The organism is Comamonas odontotermitis, from assembly GCF_040396735.1.
In the GTDB taxonomy this organism is placed as follows: domain Bacteria; phylum Pseudomonadota; class Gammaproteobacteria; order Burkholderiales; family Burkholderiaceae_C; genus Comamonas; species Comamonas odontotermitis_C.
The window spans coordinates 48,045-74,125 of sequence record NZ_JBEBNZ010000019.1; the positions used below are offsets into that span (position 1 = coordinate 48,045).

Here is a 26,081-nt window from a genome sequence, read left to right on the forward strand (position 1 = left end):
GCTGTTGCTCCCTGCGTCTATTGCATCAGCGCAGGCAGGTAACTGCCGGGAATTACTTGGCGACCACGCGCACCATTTCGAGGCACTTGTTGGAGTAGCCCCATTCGTTGTCGTACCAGGAGACGACCTTCACAAAGGTCTTGTCCAGGGCAATGCCGGCTTCGGCGTCGAACACGGAGGTGCAGGTTTCACCACGGAAGTCGGTGGCCACCACCTTGTCTTCGGTGTAGCCCAGTACGCCCTTGAGCGCGCCTTGCGACTGTGCCTTCATCTCTGCGCAGATTTCTTCGTAGGTGGCTTCGCTGTTCAGCTCCACGGTCAGGTCCACCACGGATACGTCAGACGTAGGCACGCGGAAGGACATGCCGGTCAGCTTCTTGTTCAGCTCGGGAATCACCACGCCCACTGCCTTGGCAGCGCCGGTGCTCGAAGGAATGATGTTTTCCAGAATGCCACGGCCACCGCGCCAGTCCTTGTTCGAAGGGCCGTCCACGGTCTTTTGCGTAGCGGTGGCGGCGTGCACGGTGGTCATCAGACCGCGCTTGATGCCCCACTTGTCGTTCAGCACCTTGGCCACGGGAGCCAGGCAGTTGGTGGTGCACGATGCATTGGAGATGATGGCTTCGCCCTTGTAGCTCTTGTCGTTCACGCCGTACACGAACATGGGGGTGTCGTCCTTGGAAGGCGCCGACATGATCACCTTCTTGGCACCCGCGTCGATGTGCTTCTGCGCGGTTTCCTTGGTGAGGAAGAGGCCGGTGGATTCGATCACCACGTCCGCGCCCACTTCGTTCCATTTCAGTGCTGCAGGATCGCGCTCTTGCGTGAGGCGGATCTTCTTGCCGTTGACGATCAGGGTGTTGCCTTCCACAGAAACTTCACCGTCGAAGCGGCCGTGCACGCTGTCGTACTTCAGCATGTAGGCCAGGTAGTCAGGCTCCAGCAGGTCGTTGATGGCAACGATTTCGATGTCAGAAAAATTCTGCACTGCCGAGCGCAGCACATTGCGGCCGATACGGCCAAAACCGTTGATACCTACCTTGATTGCCATGGTTTTCTCCAAGTAAATGAAATTCTGGATGTCCATCCGGCTGCAGCAATGGCAATGTGGCGATCGATTCGCCACTGGGTGCCGCTTTTGAGGCCCGGCGGAGCGACAAGCGCATACGCCCCGGCACAGCAGAGCCACCGAGGCGCTTCAATCATGCCGCGTATTGTAGAGGCGCCCTGTATCGTGGCGCATTTTTGGGCCATTGGCCTAGTGCCTGCCTGTGACGGCTGCGCGACAGCAGCGGCACAGCCTGCAACCCGATAGGCATGAAAAAGGCCCCGCAACGGGGCCTTGGGATCGTCTTGCTATCTATGCAGACCGCGGGAATTCAGGCTGCCACTGCCTCGGCCGCCTGTATGCGCCGGCGGCGCCACCGCATGCCCAGGCCGCCCAGAATGGCCAGCAGCAGGCCTGCACCCATCATCAACGGGGCTTCCGCGCTGCTGCGGTCGGCGTCTTCCTGCATGTACTTGGCCATCTGCGCATAGGGCAGGATTTCCTTGCCATCGCCCTGGACGGCGTATGCGTCGTTGTTCGAGCTGGTGGCGTCGTACGAGACCTGAATGGTGTCGGCGTTCGCCATGTCCTGCACCTTGGATTCCGGCACCAGGGTTGGCAGGCGCACGGTCAGCTTGTCGCCGGACTGGGGCTGCACATCCACTTCATAGTAGTAGGAGTGGCTCTCGCCGCCGCGGCGACGCTTTTTCGTGACCGTCACCTTGCGGGCGCCCGCCACCTCGCCTTGCACCACGGCCAAGGCCGATTCTTGCGGGATGCCTCCGCCGGTAGCGCTCTGGTAGAGCAGATAGCCGCCAAAGCCCAGCAAGGCAAGACCGCCAAGCAGCAGATAGCGCGCGTATCCCAGGATGAAATTCATAGACTTTCTTTCTCCCCTCTTTTCGAGGGTTCACTGTTATAGGTATGGCAACTATAGCCATAACCTATAACAATCAAAAGTCTATCTATCAGTGATTAGCGTTTCTGCAACGCCACTTGCACCGTATTGGCCACGTTTTCGGCGGTAAAGCCAAAGTGCTCGAACAACACGCCAGCCGGTGCCGATTCGCCGTAGGTGTCGATGCCGACTACAGCCGCGCAGCCGTACTTCCACCAGAAGCCGGTGACACCCATTTCCACCGCCACGCGTGGCAGGCCCGCTGGCAGCACACTGGACTTGTACTTGACATCTTCCTTGTCGAAGGTTGTGGTGCTGGGCATGGAGACCACGCGCACGGCAATCTTGCGCTCGGCCAGCAGGCGCTGGGCCTTCAAGGCCAGTTGCACTTCGGAGCCGGTGGCAATGATCACGGCCTCGGCCTTTTTCTTCAGGCCGATGTCTGCAGGCTCGGAGAGCACATAGGCGCCGCGGCTGATGTTGCCAATGGCCTCGCCATTCTTGGGCGCATAGGGCAGATTCTGGCGCGACAGCAGCATGGCCGTCGGCTTGTCGCGGTTGGTCAGCGCCACGCTCCAGGCCACGGCGGTTTCGGTGGTGTCCGCTGGGCGCCACACGTCCAGGTTCGGAATCAGGCGCAGGCTGGCTGCATGCTCGATCGACTGGTGGGTCGGGCCGTCTTCGCCCAGGCCGATGGAGTCGTGCGTGAACACGTGCACCACGCGTCGCTTCATCAGCGCTGCCATGCGGATGGCATTGCGGCTGTAGTCGCTGAAGGTCAGGAAGGTGCCGCCGTAAGGAATGTAGCCGCCATGCAGCGCCACGCCGTTCATGATGGCGGCCATGCCGAATTCGCGCACGCCGTAGTTGATGTGGCGGCCGATCTGGCCGTCTTCGGTCTTGACCACGTTGCCCTTGTCATCCACACGGAAGGCAGGTGTCGACTTGGTGTTGGTGAGGTTGGAGCCAGTCAGGTCGGCAGAGCCGCCCAGCAGCTCGGGCATGGCAGCCGTGAAGGCTTCCAGCGCCAGTTGGCTGGCCTTGCGGCTGGCAACGGTCTCGCCCTTGGCGTGGGCGCTGGCCACGGTTTCCACAGCAATCTGGGCAAAGTTCTTGGGCAGGTCGCCTGCCATGCGGCGCTGGAGCGCCTCAGCCAGTTCGGGGAAGGCCTTGGCGTATTCGGCAAACTGGGCGTCCCAGGTCTTTTCGGCCTTGGTACCCAGTTCCTTGTGGTCCCAGGCCGCGTAGACGTCTGCAGGAATCTCGAACGGGCCATGGTTCCAGTCCAGCACGGAGCGGGTGAGCGCGATCTCTTCGGCGCCCAGTGGCTCGCCGTGGGCCTTGCTCGTGTCCTGGCGGTTGGGGCTGCCCTTGCCGATGCTGGTCTTGCAGATGATGAACGATGGCTTGTCTGCCACCTTCTTGGCCTTGGCGATGGCATCGCTCACGGCCTTGGGGTCGTGGCCGTCGATCGGGCCGATCACGTTCCAGCCATAGGCTTCAAAGCGCTGGGCGCTGTTGTCCACAAACCAGGGCTGCACCTTGCCGTCGATGGAGATGCCGTTGTCATCGTACAGCGCGATCAGCTTATTGAGCTTCCATGCGCCAGCCAGGGCGCAGGCTTCGTGGCTGATGCCTTCCATCAGGCAGCCATCGCCCAGGAAGACGTAGGTGTGGTGGTCCACCACATCGTGGCCCGGGCGGTTGAATTCGGCGGCCAGCAGCTTTTCTGCCAGCGCAAAACCCACGGCATTGGTGATGCCCTGGCCCAGCGGGCCGGTGGTGGTTTCCACGCCGGGGGTGATGTCCACTTCAGGGTGGCCAGGGGTCTTGCTGTGCAGCTGGCGGAAGTTCTTGAGTTCTTCGATCGGCAGGTCGTAGCCGCTCAGGTGCAGCAGCGCGTAGATCAGCATGGAGGCGTGGCCGTTCGAGAGGACGAAACGGTCGCGGTTGATCCACTGCGGGTTGACGGGGTTGTGCTTGAGGTGCTTGCTCCACAGCGCCACAGCCATGTCTGCCATGCCCATGGGGGCACCGGGGTGGCCGGAATTGGCTTGTTGAACGGCATCCATTGCGAGTGCGCGGATCGCATTCGCCATATTCTGAGTGTTGACCATGGGTATGGGAGAAGTTGAAAGCAACAAACCCGGCATTTTACTGGCGTGCCCGCAAAGGCGCTGTGCCATTCGCACTTTGCCGTACGGAGATAGTGGGCCTCCGCCTACGCGGCAGGCGGCGCATCGCACCCAGACTACCCCTTTCAAATGCCACAACAATGTATAAAAACCAGGCTTCACGGCGTGCAATGCGCGTCTGTCACCTATCCAACGACTCGAAAGGACTCACCATGCAACACCGCATCCGTACCGCCGCCATCGCTCTGGCTCTGGGCCTGTCATCCCTGGCGGCATCGGCCAGCACGGCAGACAAGCTGGCTGCCGCCCAGGCCGCTGCCATTGATCTGGCGCAAGCCATCGACACCGCGCAGACCCAGCACGGACTGAAGGTGGTGGAGGCCGAGATCGACATGAAGAAAAAGCAGCCGGTCTATGAGTTCAAGGGCATCAACGCGCAAAATCACGAGACCCAGCTGAAGTTCAGCGCACTCGACGCCTCCAAGATGCTGGAAACCAAGGACGAAGGCGCCGCCAAGAAGAAGTACACCGACCGCCTGGCCACCGCCAAGATCGGCATCAACGAAGCGATTGCCACCGCACTCAAGCACACGGCCGGCAAGGCCGTGGAAGTGGATCTGGACGACCACCTGGGCGTGCTGAGCTATGACGTGAAGATCATCGACGCCAACAGCAAGCTGGTGGAAGTGCGCGTCAATGCGGTGGACGGCACCATCAAGCAGTAAGCCGCACCTCTGCATATCCCTCGACCCTGCCCTGCCAGCGGCAGAGCACCTCAAAAGGCCAGCCACACGCTGGCCTTTGCGTTTCAAGCGCCCTGGTTGCGGTACGGCTGCACCATATACACCGCATCGTCGCCATAGCCGCGCACAGCCGCTGCGTCCGCATCAGACAGGCCCGCATGCAGCGCATAACCTTTGCGGCGCCAGTAATCCTGCGAGCCCTGCACCGATACCAACGCCGAATGGCGGGGAGACCAGCTGCGCGCACCGTGCCAGAGCGCATCCAGCAGCGCCGATGCCAGCCCCTGGCCCGCGCAATCGGGGCTCACGGCCATGTCGTGCAGATACAGGGTGTCGGGATCGTCATAGTCTTCAAACGCGCCATGTATGGGCGTGACACGCCCCAGGGCGGAGCGGTAAGCCGCCAGGTAGGCCAGCACGGTATCGCCCTGCACGGCGACCAGTGAGCAGTGCATGGGGCTGGCGATGCGGGTGCGATAGACCTCGGCACTCTCCATGTAGTGCCTGCCATAGCAGGCTTCCTGCACCTGCATCAGGCCTTCAAGGTCGGCCAGCCCCAGCGGGCGGATGATGCGGGAATCATTGGAATCGGAGGCAGAAAAGCGCATGGCCTTATTGTCGGCCATGCGCTTTTCTATTGCATGCGCTACGGATTGTGGAGAGGCCGCATGCCGCGCCCATCACAGAGCAGGCAATGGCGCCTGCGAGGACGCGGGCACCGTGGTGCGCGCAGCGTTCATCACCATGGACAGCAGGCTGTAGTAGCCGTTGATGCCGATCAAGTCCATCACGCCCTTGTCGCCGAACAGCTGCTGGGCCTTTGCCCAGGTGGCGTCGCTCACCTGGCGCGCCTGGTGCAGCTCGATGCAGAAATCATGCACCACGGCTTCGTCTTCGGGCATGGCAGAGGGCCGCTTGCCAGCGGCAACCGCATCAATGGTGGCCTGCGCCACGCCTTCGCGCAACGCAATCGGCGCATGGATCGCCCATTCCACCTGCTGCGTCCACTGGCGCGCAGTCACCAGAATGGCCAGCTCGGTCAGGCGCACGCCGATGGCGCTGCGGTAGCGCAGGTATTCGCCCAGGCGCTGCGTATGGTCCATCAGCTCGGGGCTGCGCAACAGCGGAACAAAGGGCGAGATCAGCGCGCCGCGCGGGCCGTCGATGATGGGTTGCGCGTAGCGGCGCTGTTTTTCGCTCCAGGCCTCTTGCGGCAAGGGCGGCATGCGGTCGTTGGCAGATGTCATAGCGAGGGTCTTTTCCTGTCCATTCATGCAGCCGCTGTGGCGCCATTGCGGGCCAGCACGGTATCGATGGCATCGCCCAGGCGCTCCACCACCTGGTCCAGCTCGGGCTCACTGATGATGAACGGCGGCGCCAGCAGGATATGGTCGCCATTCCTACCGTCGATCGTGCCGCCCATCGGGTAGCACAGCACGCCGTTTTCCATGGCCTGGGCCTTGATCTGGGCATGGAGCTTGAGTGCCGGGTCAAAAGGCGCCTTGCTGCCCTTGTCCTGCACCAGTTCCACACCCCAGAACAAGCCCCGGCCCCGTATATCGCCGACGTGCGGGTTGCTGTCAAAGCGGGCATGCAGCTGCTTTTGCAGGTACGCGCCCCGCGCCAGCACCTGCGGCATCAGCTGGTCGCGCTGAATCACCTTCTGCACCGCCAGCGCCGCAGCAGCGGCCATCGGGTGGCCGATATAGGTGTGGCCGTGCTGGAACAGGCCACTGCCCTTGCGCATGGCCTCCACAATCCTGCCTTGCGCCAGTACGGCGCCAATCGGCTGGTAGCCACCGCCCAGGCCTTTGGCAATGGTCATCAAATCGGGGCTGATGCCCTCCTGCTCCACCGCATGCAGGCTGCCGGTGCGGCCCATGCCGCACATCACCTCATCGGCGATCAGCAAAATGCCGTAGCTATCGCACAGTGCGCGCAGGCCCGTCCAGTAGCCAGCGGGCGCCGCCACCGCGCCCAGCGTGGCACCCACCACGGGCTCGGCGACAAAGGCAATCACCTTGTCGGTGCCCAGCTCCTGAAATTTGGCATCAATCTCGGCCAGCAGGCGCGCCGTATAGGCCTGCTGGCTTTCGTCTGCGCGGCGGTCGCGGTACTCGTAGGCGGGCGCCACACGGCCCACATCCATCAGGATGGGCGCAAACTGCTTGCGGCGCCATTCGTTGCCGCCAACGGCCAGTGCACCCAGGGTGTTGCCATGGTAGCTCTGGCGGCGCGCAACAAAATGCGTGCGCTCGGGCTGGCCGATCTCCACAAAATACTGGCGCGCCATTTTCAGCGCGGCTTCCACGGCTTCCGAGCCGCCCGAGACGAAGTACACATCCGTCATGCCCGCAGGCGCATGGGCGATCAGGTGGTCAGCCAGCTCTTCCTGCACCTCCGTGGTGAAGAAACTGGTGTGCGCATAGGCCAGCTGGTCAATCTGGCGGTGCATGGCAGCCATCACATCCGGCTGGGCATGGCCCAGGCAAGAGACGGCCGCGCCGCCGCTCGCATCGATGTAGGCCTTGCCTGCCTTGTCAAACAGCTGAACGCCCTTGCCGCCCACGGCAACGAGCGGAACCTTGGCCAGAGAACGATGGATGACATGGCTCATGATGTAAGCACTCCTTATTCCGTTTCTAAATCAAACGATTACTTTGTCGGCTGCGTTCGCCGTGCTACAGCACTGCCTTCACTTCGCCTTCGCGTACTCCTTTGATTGCGAAACGGCATTTGCGATGCGGCGCCGGCCCTGTGCATGGCGGCCATGCCGCACAGTATAAGGAACATTTGTTATTTTTTAAATATTTTTTGGAACAAATGATCCATTGATACTCATGTCGCTACTGATTTAATAGTCAAGGCGCGCACCTGCATTGCGCTAGATCCCTATTTCATACCAGAACAGCGCCTGGCTCAGGCAGCCGCACTCTTCTGCTGCCATACCAGCCACCCCATGGCGAGCGCGGTCGCAATCAGGGGCACGATGGAGCCCAGGTTGAGCATGTTCCAGCCCTGGCTGGTGACCAGTGCGCCCGAGGCGAACGAGGTCACCGCCATGGTGGCAAACACGAAGAAGTTGATGCAGGCCTGCGCACGGTCCTTTTCCTCGGGGCGGTAGTTCTGCACCGCCAAGGTGGTGCTGCCGGTGAATAGAAAATTCCAGCCCACGCCCAGCAGGCTGAGCGCCAGCGTGAAATGCATCACGGTCTGGCCCGACAGCGCAATGCCCACGCAGATGGCATTGAGCACCACACCTACAAACATGACCTGCATCACGCCAAAGCGCTTGATCAGATGCCCGGTGAAAAAGCCCGGGGCAAACATGCCGATCACATGCCACTGCAGCACGCCTGCGGCGGCGCTGAAATCAAAGCCGCACACATCCATGGCCAGCGGCGTAGCGGCCATGAGCAGGTTCATGATGCCGTAGCTGGCCGCAGCCGCCAGGGTGGCCACGGCAAAGCCCGGCTGCCGGAGCAGCTCGCCCACCGTGCGCTGCGGCACGCTGCCAGCCCCCGCTCCCGCTGTCTGTGGTGCAAAGCGCACCAGGCGCATCAGCCCCATCGACACGACCGCCACCACCATCAAGGCCAGGTAAGCGCCCAGAAACGGCGTGGCAAACATGGTGCGCGTGGCGCTGGCCAGGCCCGGGCCCAGCACCGCACCGATCAGCCCGCCCGCCAGCACCAGTGAAATGGCCTTGTCGCGCTGCGCAGGCGCCACCAGTTCGGCCGCTGCAAAGCGGTAGAGCTGGCCGTTGGCGCTGTAGTAGCCCGCCACCAGGGTGGACAGGCACAGCAACACAAAGTGCTGCCAGTAGGCCGCCAGCGCGCACAGCGCCGCCGACCCCAGCGCCACCAGCAGGCCCAGCTGGAACGAGCCCTGCCGCCCCAGCCGCGCCTGGCTCCTGGCCACCAGCGGCGTGGAAAGCGCGCCGCCCACCACATAGCCCATCACCGGCAAGGTCGCCATCCAGGGTGCGGGCGCCAGATGCAGGCCGACAAGGCCATTGATGGCGATGAACACCACGTTGTTGGTGAGAAACAGGCCCTGGCACAGGGCCAGCCAGGCGATGGAGCGGTTCATGGCGGTTTGTTATGTGTTGTGTCTCGGGACCAGCATGCAGGCGCTCATGGCGCTGTGCAGTCACCTGCGGCTCCGTCGAATACCTTGCCGGGGTTCATCAGTCCCAAGGGGTCGAGTGCAGATTTGATAGCACGCATGGCAGCCAGCTCCTGAGTCGTGCGGCTGAAAGGCAGGTATGGCTTCTTGTGCAAGCCGATGCCATGCTCTGCAGATACGCTGCCCTGGAACTGTTGCACCAGACCGTAGAGCACGGCCTCCAGCGCCTCGTCTTCGCCGCCAATGGTCTTGCCATCGGTCGTCACGTGCAGGTTGCCGTCGCCCACATGGCCGAAGAACAGGCTGTGGTGGCCGGGCCAGCGGGCGTCGAACGCAGCGCGGCAGGCGGCGGCAAAGCGGCCGATATCGACCTGCGGCAGGCTCACGTCGAAATTGACAGGGGGGTGCATGTGCTGGGTCATCTCCGCCGGGGCTTCGCGCAGCTTCCACAGGCTTTTGGCCTGCTCGCCCGATTGGGCAATCACGGCATCCACCACCTCGCCCGCCTCCATGGCTTCACCCAGGGCGGCTTCCACCGCATCCTGCAGGCTGGCTTCGTCCTTGCCGTCCACATCGATCAGCGCCAGGAGCGGGTGCTGCTCGGCAAAGGCGGGCTGGAGCTTTTGCCACTGCATCGAGGTCTGCACAAAGTCGTTCCACATCAGCTCGAACGCCGCCACGCTGTTGCCAAAGCGCGACTGCATGCGCGCCAGCACCGCCAGGGCTTCATCAAACCCCGGCATGGCAACCAGGCAGGTGGCCTTGGCCTGCGGCGCGGGACGCAGGCGCAGCAGCACGCGGGTGATCACGCCCAGGGTGCCTTCCGCGCCGATGAAGAATTGCTTCAGGTCATAGCCAGTGTTGTTCTTGAGCATGGGGCGCAGCATGGGCAGCACGGTGCCGTCGGCCAGCACCACTTCCAGGCCCAGTACCTGCTCGCGCATCATGCCGTTCTGCAGCACGCCGTTGCCGCCTGCATTGGTCGATACATTGCCGCCAATCTGGCAGCTGCCGCGCGCGCCCAGGTCCACGCCAAACACGCGGCCAGCCGCCACGGCAGCTTCCTGCACGGCCTGCAAGGTCACTCCCGCCTGCACGGTCATCAGGCCGGTGCGCGCATTCACGTCTTCGATGGCGTTCATGCGCTCCATCGATATCGCCACGCAGCCGGGCACCGGCACAGCGGCGCCAGCCAGCCCCGTCAATCCACCCTGCGGCACCACGGGAACGCGGTGTGCATGGCAGATGCGCAGCAAGGCGCTCACTTCGTCCGTGCTGCGCGGGCGCACCAGGGCGAGCGGCTGCACGGGGGCGGTGCCGCTCCAGTCGGTCCAGTATTTTTCGGGAATGGAATCAGCGCCGCTGCGCGCAAAGCCTTGTGTGCCCAGGGCTTGTTGCAACTCGGTCCAGAAGGAAGCGCCAGGGGCAGTCGCTGTGGTGGTGGGGCTCGGGGTAGTCATAGCCCTCTATTGTGGTGCGCCTGGCGCCGCTATGGTGCAGGCGGCGGCGCTCAGCTGTCATGCCGGTACAGCGATGCACTATCAAACAAATAGCATTTGGCGCCCATGGAGTGAACGCCAGAGGCGGTTTAGCCCACCAATAATGGCTAGCGTCCCTGCTTTTGCACAAACTGCAGCAGCACTTCCACCATGCGGCGCACATGCGGCTGGATCTTGGCTGCCACCTCGGGCAGGTAGTCGAAGGGCATGGTTTCCTGCATGTAGGCGCATTGCGTCATCTCCAGCTGGATGGCATGCACATTCTGCGCAGGCTGGCCGTAGTGGCGGGTGATGTAGCCGCCGGTGTAACGGCCATTGAGCACGGAGGTAAAGCCGTCAACCGCGCTCTTTTGCGCCTCTGCCAGCAATTGCTCGCCCAGGCCCGGGGCGCAGCTGGCGCCCTTGTTGGTGCCCAGGTTCAGGTCGGGCAGCTTGCCTTCGAAAAAGCGCGGCAGTACCGAGCGGATCGAGTGCGCATCCCACAGCCCGGCTGCGCCATGCTGCGCCTTGATGCGCGCCAACTCGCCCGCCAATTGGTCGTGGTAGGGCTGCCAGACGGCGTCGCGACGCTGGGCAATCTCGGCGTCGTCAGGCTCCAGGTCCTTGCTGCGGTAGATCGGCGTGTCGGCAAAGGTGTCGGTCGGGCACAGGCCCGTCACGCTCTGGCCGGGGTAGAGGCTTGCGCCATCGGGCGGGCGGTTCATGTCGACCACGAAGCGCGAATGCGTCGCCACCAGGGTGGAGGCGCCGATCTCCTCGGCAAAGGCGTACAGGATGGGCAGGTGCCAATCGGTGTCGTGCACCTCGCGCGCATCGGGCATGAAGCGCTCGGCCAGCGCAGGCGGCACGTAGGTGCCGACGTGCGGGAAGGAGATCAGGACAGGCGCGGTTCCCTGGCGGAATTCAAACGCCGGACGATCGGTTTCGAAATGCATATGTGGCTCCTTCTTTCTTTCCGTGCCTTGGCTGTTCATCAAAAAATGAGCTGTTGGCGCTTTTCTGTATTGGTTTTCAATATGATTTATATCTGAAACTCAATAGCGTTTTGCGCCTACAGCTATGCTTTTTACCTAGGCAAGCAATTCGCTACGCGCAGCGACAAACGCCTGCTGCGCGCTGCGGTTCAGCGTGTGGCGGCCTTGTTCGACCTGGCACTGCCCTGCCACCCAGACGCTGGCCACCGCGCTGCTGCGGCTGCTGGCAAAGACGTGCGAGTCGAGTTGCTCGGCCACCGGCAGCCCGGCGAGTGCAAAGTGTTCGCCATCGAGCACGACGCAATCGGCCTGCTGCCCCACGGCAAGGCCCGCCACGTTGCGGCCTGCGGCCTGCGCGCCACCCTGCACGGCAGCGAGCATCATGTGGCTGGCCACGTGCGGCTGCAGCGCACTGGCGGCCACATTGCGCTGCTGCGACTGCAGGCGCTGGCTGTATTCGAGCACCATCAATTCTTCCGCTGCATTCACACCGATGTGGCTGTCCGATCCAATACCCCAGCGGCCCGCACCGGCTTGCCAGCGCGGCAGGTCGAAAATGCCGTCGCCCAGGTTGGCCTCGGTCAGCGGGCACAGGCCTGCCACAGCCTCGGAGGCGGCGGCAGCGGCGTATTCCGCATCGTCCATGTGCGTGGCATGCACCAGGCACCAGCGCGCATCCACCGGCATGTGATCCAGCAGCCAGGCCACCGGGCGCTGGCCGCTCCACTGCAGGCAGGCATTCACCTCGGCCATCTGCTCGGCGATGTGGATATGGACGGGCGCCCGTGCATTCAACGCATGCAGGCCTTGCACGGCCTCTTTCAGCGCATCGGGCGCCACGGCGCGCAGCGAGTGCGGCGCCAGGCCCAGCGCGGCGCCCTGTGCGGCGCAGGCCGGTGCCAGGGCTTCGAGCAGACGCAGCATGTTGTCGGTGCTGCGGATGAAGCGCTTCTGGCCATCACCGGGCGGCAGGCCGCCAAAGCCACTGTTCTGGTAGAGCACGGGCAGCAAGGTGATGCCGATGCCCGCCGTTTTCGCGGCGCGCAGCAGGGCCAGGCTCAATTCGCTGTCTGGCGCGTAGGGCTGGCCGTCCGGCTGGTGGTGCAGGTAGTGAAACTCGCACACGCTGGTGTAGCCCGCCTCCAGCATCTCGATATACAGCCAGGTGGCAATGGCCTCCAGGTGCTGCGGCGACAGGCGCGCGGCAAAGCGGTACATCAGGTTGCGCCAGCTCCAGAAGCTGTCCTGCGCCTGGCCGCGAAACTCGGACAAGCCCGCAAATCCGCGCTGAAAGGCGTGCGAGTGCAGATTGGGCATGCCCGGCAGTACAGGGCCTGCGGCCTGCATGACACCCTGCGGCGCCTCTGCATCGGCCTGCACCGAGGTGAAACACCCTTGGGCATCCCAGCGCAGCAATACGTTCTGCGCCCAGCCGCCGGGCAGCAGTGCATGGGCAGCAAACAAACTGTTTTCTTGGTTCATGGTTCGCATGGCAGGCGCATCAGGCGCCTATTGCCACCTTGTTCAAAGCCACGGCAATCAGGACGGCGTCAGCGCTTGCCGCGCTCGCCTCCACCCCAGCGCCGGTATGCGCGGCCCAGTACACGCCATCGCGCGCACCGGCCTGCAGCGCAGCGCCACCTTGTAGCTGCCATTGGCCGGCACGCGCCAGCAGCAGGCCATGGGGCGAGGCCAGCCGCACGCTGCCACCTTGGTGGATGCTGACCACGGCGTGCGCCACGCCACGGCGCGTCATCACATTGAAATCGTATGAAGGGCCGCCCAGCAGGTCGCAGTCCAGCGCCACATCGCCCGAAAAGGCAAAGGGCTGCAGGGCCTGGCCCAGCCGGTGGTTGATGGTGCCGTCCGGCGAGTGCAGGTGCACGCCGTCGCCCGACAGCAGGGTGATCACGCGATCAATGCCTGGAAAGGCCGAAAACGGCCCGCTCCTGGCAATCTGCGCGATGCTGATGCGCCACTCAAAGCTGTCGAGGCCCGCGCCCTGCGGCCAGCACACCACTTCCTGCGTGGTGCCGCCGCCGTTCTTCCATGGCGTAGCGGGCAGCGACTGGCTGCTGAAAAAATGCATGCTCATCCAGCGGCTCGCTTATTGCTTGGTCAGTACCGCCTGCAGGAAGCTGCGCGTGCGCTCCTTGGTCGGGTTGCTGAAGATGGTGTTGGGGTCACCGGCTTCGATGATGCCGCCGCCATCCATCACCACCACCACGTCGGCCACTTCCTTGGCAAAACCCATTTCGTGGGTCACCACCATCATGGTCATGCCTTCGGAGGCAAGCATCTTCATCACCTGCAGCACCTCGCCCACCAGCTCGGGGTCCAGTGCCGAGGTTGGCTCGTCGAACAGCATGACCTTGGGGCGCATGGCCAGGGCGCGGGCAATCGCCACGCGCTGCTTCTGGCCGCCCGAGAGGCTCGCCGGCATGGCGTCGGCCTTGTGGCCCAGGCCCACTTTCTTGAGCAGGTCGTGCGCCAGGGCGTCTGCGTCCTTGCGGCTCATGCCATGCAGCTTGCGCGGGCCGAGGGTGACGTTGTCGATCACCGACAGGTGCGGAAACAGGTTGAAGGACTGGAACACCATGCCCACTTCTTCGCGCAGCGCGTTCAGCTCCTTGTCGGACAGCATGCGGCCTTCGTCGACCAGCGTACGACCGCAGATGTCGACGCGGCCCCCCTGGGGCTCTTCCAGGCCGTTGCAGCAGCGCAGAAAGGTGCTTTTGCCCGAGCCGCTGGGGCCGATGACCACCACCACCTGCTGGGGCTTCACATCAAAGTCGATGCCGTTGAGCACCACGTGATCACCATAGGCCTTGCGCAGGCCGCGAATGCGGATCATCGATTCCTGGTTGGGGGTTGCAGCACTCATTGCACCATGCCTCCAGCGCGCATGCGCTTTTCAAAATGGCGCAGCAGCAAGGTCGTCACGCCCGTCAATACAAAATAGATCACGGCAATCGCCAGGTACACCTCCAGCGAACGGTAGGAGACGCTGATGATCTTCTGGCCTTCGTGCATCACGTCGTGGATGGTGAGCAGCGACACCAGGGCCGAATTCTTGATCAGCGCGATGAATTCATTGCCCAGCGGCGGAATCATGCGCACGATGGCCTGCGGCAGGATGACCGAAGTCATCGCCTGGCCGGACGACATGCCGATGGAGCGCGCCGCCTCCATCTGGCCCTTGTCGATGGACTGGATGGCACCGCGCACCACTTCGGAAACATACGCACCCGAGTAGATGCCCAGGCCCAGCACGCCGCAGGCAAAGGCCGGCAGCATGATGCCGAACTGCGGCAGGCCAAAGAACAGGATGAACAGCTGCACCAGCAGCGGCGTGCCACGGATGGCGGCCACGTAGGCCGTGCAGATACCGTAGACAATCCTGCGCTTGGGATTCAGGCGGCCGATACCGATCAGCAGGCCCATCACACAGCCCAGCAGCAGCGCGCAGGCGGTGATCTCCACCGTCACCGCGGCGCCACGCAGCAGCTCCGGCCATCCAGCCCAGACGGGCGAAAAATCCAATTCCATAATCTATCCTGTCGTGCCAGCTCAGCACGCGGCACCCGCCACGCGCTGCGGACATCACTGCTTCACATTACTTGGAGGGAAACCACTTGTTGACGATGGCCTGGTAGCCGCCATCGGCCTTGAGCTGCTCCAGCGCCTTGTTGACGGCCACGGTCAGCTCGGGCGTGTCCTTGCGGATGGCCATGCCGTATTCCTCGGTCGTCAGCTGCTCGGGCAGCACCTTCATGCCGCCACGGGTGCGGATGTACTGGAATGCGGCGGGCTTGCCGGTGACGGCGGCATCGGCGCGGCCAATGTCCACCAGATTGAACATCTCCTGGTTCTTTTCCACCTCGACGCGCTGCACCTTGGGGTAGTGCTCGGTCAGAAAGCCCACCGACTTGGTGCCCACCTGCACCGACACCTTCTTGCCGTTCAGGTCGGTCAGCTTGGCAATCGGGCTGCCGTCCTTGACCATGGCGACCAGGCCACCGGCGTAGTAGGGCTGGGTGAAATCCACCACCTTCTTGCGCTCTTCGGTGATGTAGATGGCCGATACCGCCATGTCGTAGCGCTTGGCGATGAGGCCGGGCACCAGGCCCTTGAAGTCGATATCGACCCATTCCACCTTCTTGCCCATCTTGGCGGCAACGGCTTCCACCAGCTCCACGTCAAAACCGGTCTTCTTGCCGTTTTCGACAAACTCCATGGGCGGGAAGGTGGCATCGGTGGCCACGCGCAGCACATTCGACTGGGCAAACGCGCCCGCGCCTGCACCCAGGGCCATGGCAAGCACAGCGGTCTTCAAAACGGTACGACGGAAGTTCATGGGGAAGTCCTTTCGGGGGAAATTGGAAAATGGAATCGATCACTCAGCCAGGATGCGGGATATGCGCGCCGCAGCTGCCAGAGTGGCCTGCACCAGCTGCGCCTCCTGCTGCAGCACGCGCTGGTGCGGCGCCATCAGCGTGATGGCGGCCACCGCGCGGCGGCCGCTGCCAAAAAGCGGTGTGCTGCAGCCCCATACACCGGCATCGACTTCGCCGACGGTGGTGATGTAGCCGCGCTCGCGCAGCGCAGCCAGCTCGGCAGCCGCCTCGTTGTAGGCCGCCGTGTCGCGGCCATGGTGCTGGCTGAGCAATGCGTCGCGCTGCACGGCAGGCAGGTAGGCCAGCACGCATTTGGCCGAAGCGCCCACCCGCAGGGGCACGCTGCTGCCCTTGACGAAGGAGCAGCGCAGCGACTGCGGGCTCTCCACCATGTCCAGGCACACGGCCTGGCCATTGGCGGCGACCAGCAGGCCTGCGCTTTCGCGGGTCTGCTCGGTCAGTTGCACCAGAATGGGCCGTGCCACCTGCACCAGGTGCGAGCCATCGTCAAAACCACGGGCCAGCTGCAAACCCAGCGGCCCGGGCGCGTAGCTGCCACCATGTTCGACCACAAAGCCAAAGCGCTTGAGCCGGGCCAACTGCCGGTACAGGCTGCTGCGCGGCAGGCCGGTGCGCTGCATCAGGTCTGCCGCAGACAGCGCGCAGTCTGCACAGGCCAGCACTGCCAAAACCTGCAGCACACGGTCGGCAGCCGAAATTTCGGCAGCCGGTGCAGCAGGGTCTTGGGCAGTCGCAAAGCGCTCGGGGGCATTCATTCTTTAATTCCCATATCTTGGGATCGATAAATCACAACCTGAAACAGGTTTCATGCCGGAATTTTCATTTCTCCCTCTGTAGACACTCTTAGTGAAAACCCTTGATTGCATCGGAATGCAAATTGCATATCCCATTCAATGGGAATTTGAATTGTAAAGCTGGGATGAATCTGCGGATTCGTGACGCCCATGCGCGGTCTCAACCGGCACGGCTGATGACACAGGCCTGCAGCCTGCTTGCCTGCTTCGGAAGATGAAAGCAAGGATGATGCCGCGTGCGCGGCGGTGTACCGATGCGCACCAGGAGGCGCCACAAGGCGCCCATGGAGCGCACTTGCCGATCGGCTACAGGGAGGCGCCCGCCAGGGCCTTGCCCTGCTCCACGCTCATCTCACGCGGCAGGGCGACACCGTTCTTGACGGCCAGTATCTCGGCCATGATGCTGACGGCGATCTCCGCCGGGGTCTTGCTGCCGATGTACAGTCCCACCGGGCCGTGCAGGCGCGCCAGGCTCGCCTCAGTCTCGCCGAAATGGGTTTTGAGCCGGTCCTTGCGGCTGTCGGTATTGCGACGCGACCCAATGGCGCCCACATAGAACGCCGGGCTGCGCAGGGCTTCGAGCAGGGCGAGGTCATCGAGCTTGGGGTCGTGGCTCAGGGCCACGATGCAGCTGCGCGGGTCAGGGGCAAAGGCCAGCACCGCGTCGTCGGGCATGTCATGCCACAGCCGCACGCCGGGCAAGCTGAGCGCGCCCCAGTACTCTTCGCGTGGGTCGCACACCGTCACGGCAAAACCGGAAAACTGCGCCATCGTGGCCAGATACTGCGCCATGGCGCCTGCCCCGATCAGCAGCATGCGCCAGGCCGGGCCCAGCACATTGCGCATGGTGTCGCCGTCCCACTGCAGGTCGATGGCATGGAGGGCAGGCGCCAGCGAGGTAACACCCGTGCGGCCATCGACAATCCGCTCCACCAGCAGGCCGCGCGAGAGGCGATCCACCAGATCGCGCAGCACCGGCAAGGGGGGTGCGAACTCCAGCAGCAGCTCCAGGGTGCCGCCGCACGGCAGCCCGAAGCGGTGCGCCTCATCGGCCGTGACCCCATAACGCACCAGTTGCGTGGACTGGCCGCCCACTGCGGCGACACGCTGCGGCCCCGAAAAGCGCTGGATCAGGTCGTCCTCAATGCAACCACCCGACACCGAGCCAACCGCCTGACCATCGCCGCGCAAGGCCATCATGGCTCCTTCCGGCCTGGGCGACGAGCCCCAGGTGCGTACCACCGTGGCCAGAAGCGCCGGGTGGCCGGCTTCCAGCCAGTCCTTCAGGGTTCGCAGCACCAGGGCGTCCATGTCTTCCATCGCAGCTCCTCACATCCTCATTCCATGGCAGCTGGCGCAGCCGCCAGGCGCGCCAGCCGCTGCAGATCTTCGAGCGTATCCACGTCGCTCACCACGCCGGCGTCCAGCACCGGCGCATCCTGCACCTGCTGCGCCGCACGCAGGGCCTGCACCACGCTGGCAGCCCCCTGCTCGCCGCTGAGCTGGCTCAGCGCCGGGTAGCATAGGGCGTCAAACACCACCGGATGACCCAGCTGGCCGTTGTAAAAGGGCACCACGCAGCGAATGCCCCGAGGCCTTGCGGCCTGCAATTGCTGCGCCAAAGACACCAGGGTAGCGGCCTGCACCAGAGGCAGATCACCCGGCAGCACCAGCCAGGCACCAGCCTGCGACGTGGCGCGCACCCCGGCTGCAATGGAGTCGCCCATACCGGTGCCCGCTGGCATGGCATCCACCACATGCCAGGGCAGACCGCTGGCCTGCACGGCAGCCAATACGTGGTCCAGCACGGCGCGCCCCTTGAGCTGGGCCTGCAGTTTGCTGCCGCTGCCACCCGATTGCACAAAACGGCGCCCCTGCCCGGCCGCAAGCACGACGACAACGGCGTCTTCAAAGCATTGGTCGGAAGATGGGGCAGCAGCAGGCATGTTCGTGAGCATCATTCGCCGCCGCTGCCGCCCATGTAGGACAGCAGGCCGTGATGCGCGCAGGACGTTGACGCGCCGGGCGTTTCTACGCAAATTCATGTGGCGCTTCCCTCCCCCACGATCCAAAACAGAAAAGACCCCCATGGCGACACTATCCATCAACGGTACGCAGCAAACCGTGCAAGCTGCGGATGACACCCCACTGCTGTGGGTGCTGCGCGACGAACTGGGCATGACCGGCACCAAATTTGGCTGCGGCATGGCCATGTGCGGTGCCTGCACCGTGCATGTCGACGGCCAGCCGACCCGCTCATGCGTTACCCCCATTTCTGCGCTGCAGGGCGTGCAGGTGGCGACCATCGAGCACCAGGAGGCCGATGCAATCGGCCGCGCGGTTCAGGCCGCCTGGGTGGAGCTGAGCGTGGCCCAGTGCGGCTACTGCCAGGCCGGGCAGATCATGTCGGCCATCGGCCTGCTCAAGAGCAACAGGAGCCCGTCGGACCAGGAGATCAGCGACGCCATGAGCGGCAACCTCTGCCGGTGCGGCGCTTATCTGCGCATCCATGCCGCCATCCAGCTGGCGGCCAAGAATCTGGCCAAGGCAGGGACGGGAGCTCCATCATGAATGCACGCGACAAGAACCTCAGCGGCCTCTCGCGCCGCCAGTTGCTGCAGGCCGGCGTTGCCGGGCTGACCCTGGCAGTCACCGCGCAAGGCAAGGTGTGGGCTGCCACACCGGCAGAAGCCAAGAAATATGGAGCGGATTCCATGCCTGGCGGCACGGTGGACGATCCGCTGGTCTTCGTCTCCATCGCGGACAGCGGAGTCGTCACCATCATCGCCCACCGCGTGGAAATGGGCACCGGCGTGCGCACCAGCCTGCCGATGGTCGTGGCCGACGAGATGGAAGCCAAGTGGGACATGGTGCAGGTGCAACAGGCCGAAGCCAACGAAGCCCGCTATGGAAACCAGAACGTGGACGGCTCGCGCAGCATGCGCCACTTTTTCATGCCCATGCGCCGCGTGGGCGCCGCCGCGCGCCAGATGCTGGAAGCGGCGGCCGCCGCCCAGTGGGGCGTGCCGGTGGCACAGGTGAAGGCCGTGCAGCACGAAGTGGTGCACAGCGCCAGTGGCAGGCGCCTGGGATACGGAGCGCTCGCACAGGCGGCAGCCAAGCTCGCGGTGCCACCCGAAAGCCAGCGCCGCCTCAAGAAAGAATCGGAGTTCCGCTACATCGGCAAGAGCCAGGTACGCATGGTGGACCTGGAAGCCATCGGCAAGGGCCAAGCCAAATACGGCATGGACCAGCACATGCCGGGCATGGTGTACGCCGTGGTGGCGCGCCCTGGGGTGCTGGGCGTCAAGCTGCGCAGCTTCAATGGCGACAAGGCCATGCAGGTGCCGGGTGTTCTCAAGCTGGTCGAGATACCGATGTACCAGGGCGCCCCCGCATTCAGCCCCCTGGGCGGGGTTGCCGTGGTGGCCCGCAATACCTGGGCGGCCATGCAGGGCCGCAAGGCGCTGGAGCTGACCTGGGAAGACAGCCCGCACACCCAATATGACTCGGCCAGCTACCGCCAGACCTTGGAGAAAGCGGCCCGCGCGCCCGGCAAATCGGTGCGCAACGAAGGCGATGTGGCTGCCGTGTGGGACAAGGCCAAGCCAGCGCAGCGCATCACGGCCGAGTACTACATCCCCACGCTGGCGCATGCGTCCATGGAACCCCCCGTGGCCACTGCCCTGGTCAAGGATGGCGAGTGCAACATCTGGACATCCAGCCAGGATCCGCAGACCGCGCTGAACTACGTGGCCAAGGCCCTGGGTCTGCCGCCCGAGAAGGTGAAGGTCCAGTGCGGGCTGCTGGGTGGCGGGTTTGGCCGCAAATCCAAGTGCGACTATGTGGTGGAAGCCGCGCTCGTAGCCAAGGCCATGCCCGGCACGCCGGTCAAGTTGGTATGGACGCGCGAGGACGACATCCAGCACGACTACTACCATGCCGTAGCGGTGGAGCACCTGGAAGCGGCCATCGGCAAGAAGGGCCTGCCGGACAGTTGGCTGCACCGCACGGTCTCGCCCACCATCAGCTCCCTGTTCGACCCCAATGCGCAAGGCGAAAGCCCGATGGAGTTGGGCATGGGCGCCATCAACATGCCCTACCGCATACCGAACGTGCGCATTGAAACGGGCAATGTGCCCGCCCACTCGCGCATCGGCTGGTTCCGATCGGTCTACAACATTCCGCATGCGTTCGCCACCCAGTGCTTCATTGCCGAACTGGCCCACCATGCAGGCAAGGACCACAAGCAGTACGCGCTGGACCTGATCGGCCCGGCCAGAAAGTTGAACCCGGAGAAGGCATTGGCCGACGCCTGGAACTACAGCGAAGACCCCGAACGCTACCCCTACGACACCGGGCGCCTGCGCGATGTGATCGAAGCGGCCACACGCGGCGCGGGCTGGGGCCGCAAGCGGCCCAAGGGGCGCGGCCTGGGGCTGGCGTTCTCCTACAGCTTTGTGACCTATGCGGCCACCGTGGTCGAGGTCGAGGTGGACGACAAAGGCCAGGTCAAGGTGCTGGCCGTGGACATGGCGCTCGACTGCGGCCCGCAGGTCAATCCCGAACGCATCCGCTCGCAGATGGAAGGCTCGGCCGTCATGGGCATCGGCATTGCGTTGATGAGCGAGATCAGCTTTGACAAGGGCCAATGCCGGCAAAGTAACTTCCACGACTACGAAGTGCTGCGCCACAATGCGTCGCCGCCGGTGATCCGCACCCACCTGGTCAACAACCACCTGATGACGCCCCCCGGCGGGGTGGGCGAGCCGCCGCTGCCCCCTGTGGCGCCTGCCGTGTGCAACGCCATCTTTGCGGCAACCGGCGTGCGCGTGCGGGATCTGCCGGTGCGACAAGTCAAGCGCAGCTGAGCGCCGAGCGCCGCGTTTACAGCGCTGCGAGGTAGGCCAGCGCCGCCAGGGGCGCGGTCTCGGCGCGCAGCACCCGCGCGCCCAGGGTGACCGGGGCAAAGCCATGGGTACGGGCCAACGCTTCTTCGGCGAGGCTCAGGCCCCCCTCGGGGCCGGAGAGGAACACCACCGGCTGCGTTGCCGCGCGTGCCTGCAAGGCCACGGGCAGCGGTTGCGTGCCCTCGGCCAGTGACAGCACCAGGCGCTGGGCGCCCGCCAGCGCATCTGCCCGGCTCCATTGCGCCAGATCGACCGGCGCATGGATGACCGGCACCTGGTTGCGACCGCACTGCTCGCAGGCGCTGGCCGCAATGGACTGCCAGCGCTCCTGGCGCTTGGTCGCCCGGTCGCCCTTGAGGCGCATCACGGAACGCTCTGCCTCTAGCGGCGTGATACTGGCCACACCCAGCTCGGTCGCCTTTTCCACCAGCCACTCCATGCGCTCGCCCGCCGTGATGCCGGCCAGCAGATGCACCGCCACGGCTGCCTCGCGCTCGACGGCGGCATGGCTGTCAATGCGTACGCTGACATGGTTGCGGCCCATCTGCATGATCGTGGCCGCGTATTCACCCGCAGGCACCCCCGCCGTGCCGTTGAACAGGGTAATGCCGTCGCCCGGCTGCATGCGAAACACCTGCACATGGCGCGCAGCCTCGGCGGGGAGATCCAGCTCGGCGCCAGTGCGCAGTTCCACAGGGCAATAAAAACGGGGCATGTTTCAGGCCAGAAATACTATAGTTTTAATAGCTACCGACGCTGAATGGTTGCGCGCCAGATTTCGATTTCTCATATATTCTTGCTGCACATCAGCCGCGACCGATCACCCAGCCGCCCTGCTCCTCGATGCCTTCGATTTCCTGCACCAGGCGCAGCAGGGGCTTGAGTTCGCGGTAACGCGCAGCCGTGGCGCAGATGTACTGGATGAAGCGCGGCGTGTCAGCCAGGTAGCGGGGCTTGCCATCGCGCAAGGTCAGGCGGGCGAAGATGCCTGCCACTTTGAGGTGGCGCTGAATGCCCATCCATTCGACAGCGCGGTAGAAATCGCCAAAATCCTCGCCAAAGCCGCTGGCGCTCTGGGCGCCCAGCAGGCCGGCCTTGCGGGCCTTTTCCCAGTAGCGGATGGTGATGTCGATGACGAAATCCTCCTCCCAGCTGATGAAGGCATCGCGCAGCAAGCTGGCAATGTCATAGGTGATGGGGCCATGGAGCGCGTCCTGGAAATCCAGCACGCCCAGGGGGCTGGCCGGTTGCACAGAAGCGGCCGCGTCCCAGGGCACCATCAGGTTGCGCATCATGAAGTCGCGGTGCACGAACACGCGGGGTACCGACAGGTTCTGCGCCACGATGGCGTCAAACGCGCCTTGCAGCACAGCCTGCTGCTTGTCATTCAGCACCACGCCCCGGTGCTTGGCGATGTACCAGTCGGGAAACAGCTGCAGCTCACGGCGCAGCACGGCTTCGTCGTACGGGGGCAGCACGCCTTCCCGCGACGCCTTCTGCCAGTCCACCAGAATATCGACGGCCTGCATGTACCAGGCATGGGCGGCATCGGGGTCCGCAGGGTTGAGCTTCTCGATCACCGTCTGCGTGCCCAGGTCCGACAGCAGCAGGAAGCCGTTGGCAGCATCCCAATCCAGAATCTGGGGCGCATTCAGGCCCGCCTGCGCCAGCAGGGCCTGCACCTTCACGAAAGGCTCGCTGTTTTCCTTGTCGGGCGGCGCGTCCATGATGATGCGTGTGCCACCTTGGCTGTCATCAACTCTCAGATAGCGGCGAAAGCTGGCGTCGGCAGAAGCCAGGCGCACACTGGCTGGCAAGAGGCCATGCTTGTCCGCCATGGCCCGCAGCCACCCCGCAAACAGGGCTTCGCGGACAGGATCCGCCCAGGCGACAGCCGTAACGACCGGTAAAGATTGCGCGGCAGTGTCAGATGGAGCAGGCGCTGCAGAATTTGCGGCAATAAGGTCAGACATCGGGGAAATAGAATGGCTCATGGATAATGCAGATTCTACAAAGCCCCGCCGCCCCGTCGGGGCGCAGACCCGCCTGCATGCGCTGCATGATGTACAGGCCAGTGGCAATTTCCCATGGATATTCACGTTTTGACAGATGTGGCACCCCGCTCATCCCGCCCTGCACGCCGCGCAGCCGGCGGTGCGCAGCGCATGGCAGCTGCATCCACACGCTTTTCCACCACGGCCATCGCCAGTCTGTGCATGGCCATGCTGTGGACGGCCCCGGCCATAGGCCAGACAGCGCCCGCAGCCGCCACCGATGATGCGGGCCTGGTGTTGCGCAGCAGCCCCCGCCTGCAGGAAGCCCTGGGCTCCAGCCAGCGCGGACAGATGCCGGTGTTCATAGAAGGCGACGATCTGACCGGACAGACCGCCGATATGACCACCGTCACCGGCAATGCCATGCTGCGCCGCGCTGACACCATGATCCGCGCCGACCGCCTGCGCTACTACGAGCCCACCGACACGGCCTATGCCGACGGCAACGTGCACATCAACCGCGCCGGCAGTGTATTCGATGGCACCGAGCTGCAACTGCAGCTCGATTCTTTCGAAGGCTACTTCAAGGACGCCAACTACCGCCTGCTCCAGAACAACGCCTATGGCGTGGCCTCGCAGGTGGATTTCATCGACCGCGACCGCTCGGTGGTGCACCAGGGCACCTACACCACCTGCCAGCGCAATGACGAAGCCACCTGGACGCCGGACTGGATGATCCGGGCCGACAAGATCAGCATCGACACGCTCGAAGAAGTGGGTGTGGCCGAAAACGCCGTGCTCGAATTCAAGGGTGTGCCGATCCTGCCCGTGCCGCGCATGAGCTTTCCGCTGTCGGAAAAGCGCAAGTCCGGCCTGCTGCCGCCCACCATGTCCCTGGACAGCGACAGCGGCTTCACCTATTCGCAGCCCTATTACTGGAACATCGCACCCAACCGCGATGCCACCATCACGCCAACGGTCATGCTCAAGCGTGGCGCGGCGCTGGCCGGTGAGTTCCGCTACCTGGAGCCGACCTACAGAGGCACCTTGGCCGGCCTGTACATGCCCGGCGACAAGCTGCGCGACCGGGACCGTTGGTCGTGGCTGTGGCAGCACACCAGCAGCCTCGATTCGCCCATCGGCGGCCTGGGCCTGAACATCAACCTCAAGCGCGTCAGCGACTCGGACTACTGGCACGATTTCCAGAGCAATGGCTACAAGCTCAACGAGCGCCTGCTCAACAGCGAAGCCTCGGTCAGCTGGTCGCGTGACGACCACAGCCTGCTGCTGCGTGCGCAGAAATGGCAGACGCTGCAGGATCCGCTCTCGCCGATCGTGCCGCCGTATGACCGCATGCCGCAGCTGCAGTACCGCTACACCCCGCAGAACCTGCCGCTCGGCCTGGAAGCCACCATCGAAGCCGATGCAACCCGTTTCCGCGCCGACGAAAACCTGCTGCGCCAGCCCAATGCCGACCGCGGCTACGTACAGGCCGAGATCAGCCGCCCCTTCGTGGCGCCCCAGGGCTTCATCACGCCCAAGCTGATGCTCAACTCGCGCCACTACGGTTTCGACAACTCGCTCTACAGCACCGTGAGCAGCAAGAGCCTGACGATTCCCACCGTCAGCCTCGACAGCGGCCTGGTGTTCGAGCGCAATACGCAGCTGTTTGGCCGCAACCTGATCCAGACGCTGGAGCCACGCGCCTTCTACACCTACACGCCCTACCGCGACCAGAGCATGGTGCCGGTGTACGACACGGCGCCGTACGATTTCAGCTTTGCCACCATCTTCAGCTCCAATTCGTTCAGTGGCTACGACCGCATTGCCGACAACAACATGCTGACCGTGGGTGCCACCACCCGCTTTCTGGACGCCGATACCGGCGCAGAGGCCGCACGCTTCGGCATTGCCCAGCGCCTGCGCTTTTCCGACCAGAAGGTCGTCATGCCCGGCGCCAGCCCGGCAACCGAGCGCTGGTCGGACATCATGCTGGGCGCCGGTATCAACTGGACGCCGAAATGGGGCTTTGACACCACGGTGCAGTTCAACCCGGACAATGGCCGCTCGGTGCGCTCCACGATGTCTGCCCGCTACAAGCCAGGCGACTACAAGACCCTGGCCGTGGCCTACCGCTTCCAGGCACAGACCAGCGAGCAGTGGGACGTGGGCTGGCAGTGGCCGGTCGACCAGATTTTCAGCGACGGTGGCAAAAAGGCCAAGGGCGAAGGCCGCTGGTACACTGTCGGCCGCCTGAACTACAGCATGCGTGACAAGAAGCTGGTGGATTCGGTCATCGGCCTGGAATACGCCGGTTGCTGCTGGAGCAGCCGTGTGGTGCTGCAGCGCCTGCAGAATTCGCTGGTGCAAGCCAACACCAAGCTGCTGTTCCAGATCGAGTTCACCGGCTTGACCCGCCTCACCCTGGGTTCCGACCCGCTGGTCAGCATGCGCGACAACGTGCCCGGCTACCAAATGCTGCCTACCGGCAAGGGAGCAGCCGTTCCCAGCCGCTTCAGCAATTACGATTGATGCATTCG

Annotated in this window: 23 protein-coding genes; 4 read left to right on the forward strand and 19 right to left on the reverse strand. The window is 64.1% G+C overall.

Going from position 1 to position 26,081, the window contains the following annotated elements:
• Positions 1-52: 52 nt before the first annotated feature.
• From gap to tkt, 3 genes are all read right to left on the reverse strand, one after another.
• Positions 53-1,051, reverse strand: coding sequence for a type I glyceraldehyde-3-phosphate dehydrogenase (gene gap / locus ACH2DG_RS15730; RefSeq protein WP_224150769.1), 999 nt, complete (start codon positions 1,049-1,051; stop codon positions 53-55).
• A 328-nt stretch (positions 1,052-1,379) separates the two neighbouring features.
• Positions 1,380-1,928 (reverse strand): hypothetical protein, encoded by a 549-nt coding sequence (locus ACH2DG_RS15735; protein WP_395027299.1) that lies wholly within the window; start codon positions 1,926-1,928, stop codon positions 1,380-1,382.
• A gap of 95 nt (positions 1,929-2,023) precedes the next feature.
• A complete protein-coding gene (tkt, locus tag ACH2DG_RS15740) occupies positions 2,024-4,063 on the reverse strand; it encodes a transketolase (protein ID WP_395027300.1) in 2,040 nt (679 codons plus the stop codon).
• Between the two features lie 230 nt (positions 4,064-4,293).
• Here tkt and ACH2DG_RS15745 point away from each other — a divergent pair, with 230 nt between their 5' ends.
• Complete coding sequence (locus ACH2DG_RS15745) at positions 4,294-4,806, forward strand: PepSY domain-containing protein (protein ID WP_395027301.1); 513 nt, start codon at positions 4,294-4,296, stop codon at positions 4,804-4,806.
• An 83-nt stretch (positions 4,807-4,889) separates the two neighbouring features.
• On the opposite strand, the gene ACH2DG_RS15750 is transcribed toward ACH2DG_RS15745, so the two are convergent.
• The 14 genes from ACH2DG_RS15750 to ACH2DG_RS15815 form a co-directional block, all read right to left on the reverse strand.
• Complete coding sequence (locus tag ACH2DG_RS15750) at positions 4,890-5,450, reverse strand: GNAT family N-acetyltransferase (RefSeq protein ID WP_395027303.1); 561 nt, start codon at positions 5,448-5,450, stop codon at positions 4,890-4,892.
• Between the two features lie 54 nt (positions 5,451-5,504).
• Positions 5,505-6,071 carry a carboxymuconolactone decarboxylase family protein gene (locus ACH2DG_RS15755; RefSeq protein ID WP_395027304.1) on the reverse strand — a complete coding sequence of 189 codons (567 nt, stop codon included), beginning with the start codon at positions 6,069-6,071 and terminating at the stop codon, positions 5,505-5,507.
• A 23-nt stretch (positions 6,072-6,094) separates the two neighbouring features.
• A complete protein-coding gene (locus ACH2DG_RS15760) occupies positions 6,095-7,441 on the reverse strand; it encodes an aspartate aminotransferase family protein (RefSeq protein ID WP_395027306.1) in 1,347 nt (448 codons plus the stop codon).
• A gap of 302 nt (positions 7,442-7,743) precedes the next feature.
• Positions 7,744-8,916 carry an MFS transporter gene (locus ACH2DG_RS15765; RefSeq protein ID WP_395027307.1) on the reverse strand — a complete coding sequence of 391 codons (1,173 nt, stop codon included), beginning with the start codon at positions 8,914-8,916 and terminating at the stop codon, positions 7,744-7,746.
• Between the two features lie 44 nt (positions 8,917-8,960).
• A complete protein-coding gene (locus ACH2DG_RS15770; RefSeq protein WP_395027308.1) occupies positions 8,961-10,412 on the reverse strand; it encodes an FAD-binding oxidoreductase in 1,452 nt (483 codons plus the stop codon).
• A 146-nt stretch (positions 10,413-10,558) separates the two neighbouring features.
• Positions 10,559-11,386, reverse strand: a complete 828-nt coding sequence (gene hutG, locus ACH2DG_RS15775) for an N-formylglutamate deformylase (protein WP_395027310.1) — start codon at positions 11,384-11,386, stop codon at positions 10,559-10,561.
• Between the two features lie 135 nt (positions 11,387-11,521).
• Positions 11,522-12,907, reverse strand: a complete 1,386-nt coding sequence (locus ACH2DG_RS15780) for a formimidoylglutamate deiminase (protein WP_395027311.1) — start codon at positions 12,905-12,907, stop codon at positions 11,522-11,524.
• 19 nt (positions 12,908-12,926) lie between these two features.
• Positions 12,927-13,514, reverse strand: a complete 588-nt coding sequence (locus ACH2DG_RS15785; RefSeq protein WP_395027313.1) for a HutD family protein — start codon at positions 13,512-13,514, stop codon at positions 12,927-12,929.
• Positions 13,515-13,532: 18 nt separating this feature from the next.
• On the reverse strand, positions 13,533-14,309 hold the full coding sequence (locus tag ACH2DG_RS15790; protein WP_395027315.1) for an amino acid ABC transporter ATP-binding protein: 777 nt from the start codon (positions 14,307-14,309) through the stop codon (positions 13,533-13,535).
• Positions 14,306-14,974 (reverse strand): amino acid ABC transporter permease, encoded by a 669-nt coding sequence (locus ACH2DG_RS15795; protein WP_224150782.1) that lies wholly within the window; start codon positions 14,972-14,974, stop codon positions 14,306-14,308. The genes ACH2DG_RS15790 and ACH2DG_RS15795 overlap by 4 nt, the downstream gene beginning before the upstream one ends.
• A gap of 67 nt (positions 14,975-15,041) precedes the next feature.
• Positions 15,042-15,782, reverse strand: a complete 741-nt coding sequence (locus tag ACH2DG_RS15800; protein ID WP_395027316.1) for a transporter substrate-binding domain-containing protein — start codon at positions 15,780-15,782, stop codon at positions 15,042-15,044.
• 39 nt (positions 15,783-15,821) lie between these two features.
• Positions 15,822-16,598, reverse strand: coding sequence for an IclR family transcriptional regulator (locus ACH2DG_RS15805; protein WP_395027317.1), 777 nt, complete (start codon positions 16,596-16,598; stop codon positions 15,822-15,824).
• A 345-nt stretch (positions 16,599-16,943) separates the two neighbouring features.
• On the reverse strand, positions 16,944-17,957 hold the full coding sequence (locus ACH2DG_RS15810; RefSeq protein ID WP_395027319.1) for an XdhC family protein: 1,014 nt from the start codon (positions 17,955-17,957) through the stop codon (positions 16,944-16,946).
• 17 nt (positions 17,958-17,974) lie between these two features.
• Complete coding sequence (locus ACH2DG_RS15815; protein WP_395027320.1) at positions 17,975-18,583, reverse strand: NTP transferase domain-containing protein; 609 nt, start codon at positions 18,581-18,583, stop codon at positions 17,975-17,977.
• Positions 18,584-18,725: 142 nt separating this feature from the next.
• On the opposite strand from ACH2DG_RS15815, the gene ACH2DG_RS15820 reads away from it, so the two are divergent.
• Positions 18,726-19,208, forward strand: coding sequence for a (2Fe-2S)-binding protein (locus tag ACH2DG_RS15820; protein WP_395027322.1), 483 nt, complete (start codon positions 18,726-18,728; stop codon positions 19,206-19,208).
• A complete protein-coding gene (locus tag ACH2DG_RS15825) occupies positions 19,205-21,508 on the forward strand; it encodes a molybdopterin cofactor-binding domain-containing protein (protein WP_395027323.1) in 2,304 nt (767 codons plus the stop codon). The genes ACH2DG_RS15820 and ACH2DG_RS15825 overlap by 4 nt, the downstream gene beginning before the upstream one ends.
• A 16-nt stretch (positions 21,509-21,524) precedes the next feature.
• Here ACH2DG_RS15825 and ACH2DG_RS15830 read toward each other — a convergent pair whose 3' ends face one another.
• Entirely contained in the window at positions 21,525-22,262 is a 738-nt protein-coding gene (locus ACH2DG_RS15830) for a 16S rRNA (uracil(1498)-N(3))-methyltransferase (RefSeq protein WP_395027324.1), read from the reverse strand.
• Positions 22,263-22,353: 91 nt separating this feature from the next.
• On the reverse strand, positions 22,354-23,520 hold the full coding sequence (locus ACH2DG_RS15835) for an aminoglycoside phosphotransferase family protein (RefSeq protein WP_395027325.1): 1,167 nt from the start codon (positions 23,518-23,520) through the stop codon (positions 22,354-22,356).
• Positions 23,521-23,634: 114 nt separating this feature from the next.
• Between ACH2DG_RS15835 and ACH2DG_RS15840 the strand changes: the two genes are divergently transcribed.
• A complete protein-coding gene (locus tag ACH2DG_RS15840) occupies positions 23,635-26,073 on the forward strand; it encodes an LPS-assembly protein LptD (RefSeq protein WP_395027326.1) in 2,439 nt (812 codons plus the stop codon).
• Positions 26,074-26,081: the final 8 nt, after the last annotated feature.

Bases quoted from the DNA above. Each gene is read 5' to 3' on its own strand.
- gap (WP_224150769.1), bottom strand. From the start codon at position 1,051: ATGGCAATCAAGGTAGGTATCAACGGTTTTGGCCGTATCGGCCGCAAT.
- ACH2DG_RS15735 (WP_395027299.1), bottom strand. From the start codon at position 1,928: ATGAATTTCATCCTGGGATACGCGCGCTATCTGCTGCTTGGCGGTCTT.
- tkt (WP_395027300.1), bottom strand. From the start codon at position 4,063: ATGGTCAACACTCAGAATATGGCGAATGCGATCCGCGCACTCGCAATG.
- ACH2DG_RS15745 (WP_395027301.1), top strand. From the start codon at position 4,294: ATGCAACACCGCATCCGTACCGCCGCCATCGCTCTGGCTCTGGGCCTG.
- ACH2DG_RS15750 (WP_395027303.1), bottom strand. From the start codon at position 5,450: ATGGCCGACAATAAGGCCATGCGCTTTTCTGCCTCCGATTCCAATGAT.
- ACH2DG_RS15755 (WP_395027304.1), bottom strand. From the start codon at position 6,071: ATGACATCTGCCAACGACCGCATGCCGCCCTTGCCGCAAGAGGCCTGG.
- ACH2DG_RS15760 (WP_395027306.1), bottom strand. From the start codon at position 7,441: ATGAGCCATGTCATCCATCGTTCTCTGGCCAAGGTTCCGCTCGTTGCC.
- ACH2DG_RS15765 (WP_395027307.1), bottom strand. From the start codon at position 8,916: ATGAACCGCTCCATCGCCTGGCTGGCCCTGTGCCAGGGCCTGTTTCTC.
- ACH2DG_RS15770 (WP_395027308.1), bottom strand. From the start codon at position 10,412: ATGACTACCCCGAGCCCCACCACCACAGCGACTGCCCCTGGCGCTTCC.
- hutG (WP_395027310.1), bottom strand. From the start codon at position 11,386: ATGCATTTCGAAACCGATCGTCCGGCGTTTGAATTCCGCCAGGGAACC.
- ACH2DG_RS15780 (WP_395027311.1), bottom strand. From the start codon at position 12,907: ATGAACCAAGAAAACAGTTTGTTTGCTGCCCATGCACTGCTGCCCGGC.
- ACH2DG_RS15785 (WP_395027313.1), bottom strand. From the start codon at position 13,514: ATGCATTTTTTCAGCAGCCAGTCGCTGCCCGCTACGCCATGGAAGAAC.
- ACH2DG_RS15790 (WP_395027315.1), bottom strand. From the start codon at position 14,309: ATGAGTGCTGCAACCCCCAACCAGGAATCGATGATCCGCATTCGCGGC.
- ACH2DG_RS15795 (WP_224150782.1), bottom strand. From the start codon at position 14,974: ATGGAATTGGATTTTTCGCCCGTCTGGGCTGGATGGCCGGAGCTGCTG.
- ACH2DG_RS15800 (WP_395027316.1), bottom strand. From the start codon at position 15,782: ATGAACTTCCGTCGTACCGTTTTGAAGACCGCTGTGCTTGCCATGGCC.
- ACH2DG_RS15805 (WP_395027317.1), bottom strand. From the start codon at position 16,598: ATGAATGCCCCCGAGCGCTTTGCGACTGCCCAAGACCCTGCTGCACCG.
- ACH2DG_RS15810 (WP_395027319.1), bottom strand. From the start codon at position 17,957: ATGGAAGACATGGACGCCCTGGTGCTGCGAACCCTGAAGGACTGGCTG.
- ACH2DG_RS15815 (WP_395027320.1), bottom strand. From the start codon at position 18,583: ATGCCTGCTGCTGCCCCATCTTCCGACCAATGCTTTGAAGACGCCGTT.
- ACH2DG_RS15820 (WP_395027322.1), top strand. From the start codon at position 18,726: ATGGCGACACTATCCATCAACGGTACGCAGCAAACCGTGCAAGCTGCG.
- ACH2DG_RS15825 (WP_395027323.1), top strand. From the start codon at position 19,205: ATGAATGCACGCGACAAGAACCTCAGCGGCCTCTCGCGCCGCCAGTTG.
- ACH2DG_RS15830 (WP_395027324.1), bottom strand. From the start codon at position 22,262: ATGCCCCGTTTTTATTGCCCTGTGGAACTGCGCACTGGCGCCGAGCTG.
- ACH2DG_RS15835 (WP_395027325.1), bottom strand. From the start codon at position 23,520: ATGTCTGACCTTATTGCCGCAAATTCTGCAGCGCCTGCTCCATCTGAC.
- ACH2DG_RS15840 (WP_395027326.1), top strand. From the start codon at position 23,635: ATGGATATTCACGTTTTGACAGATGTGGCACCCCGCTCATCCCGCCCT.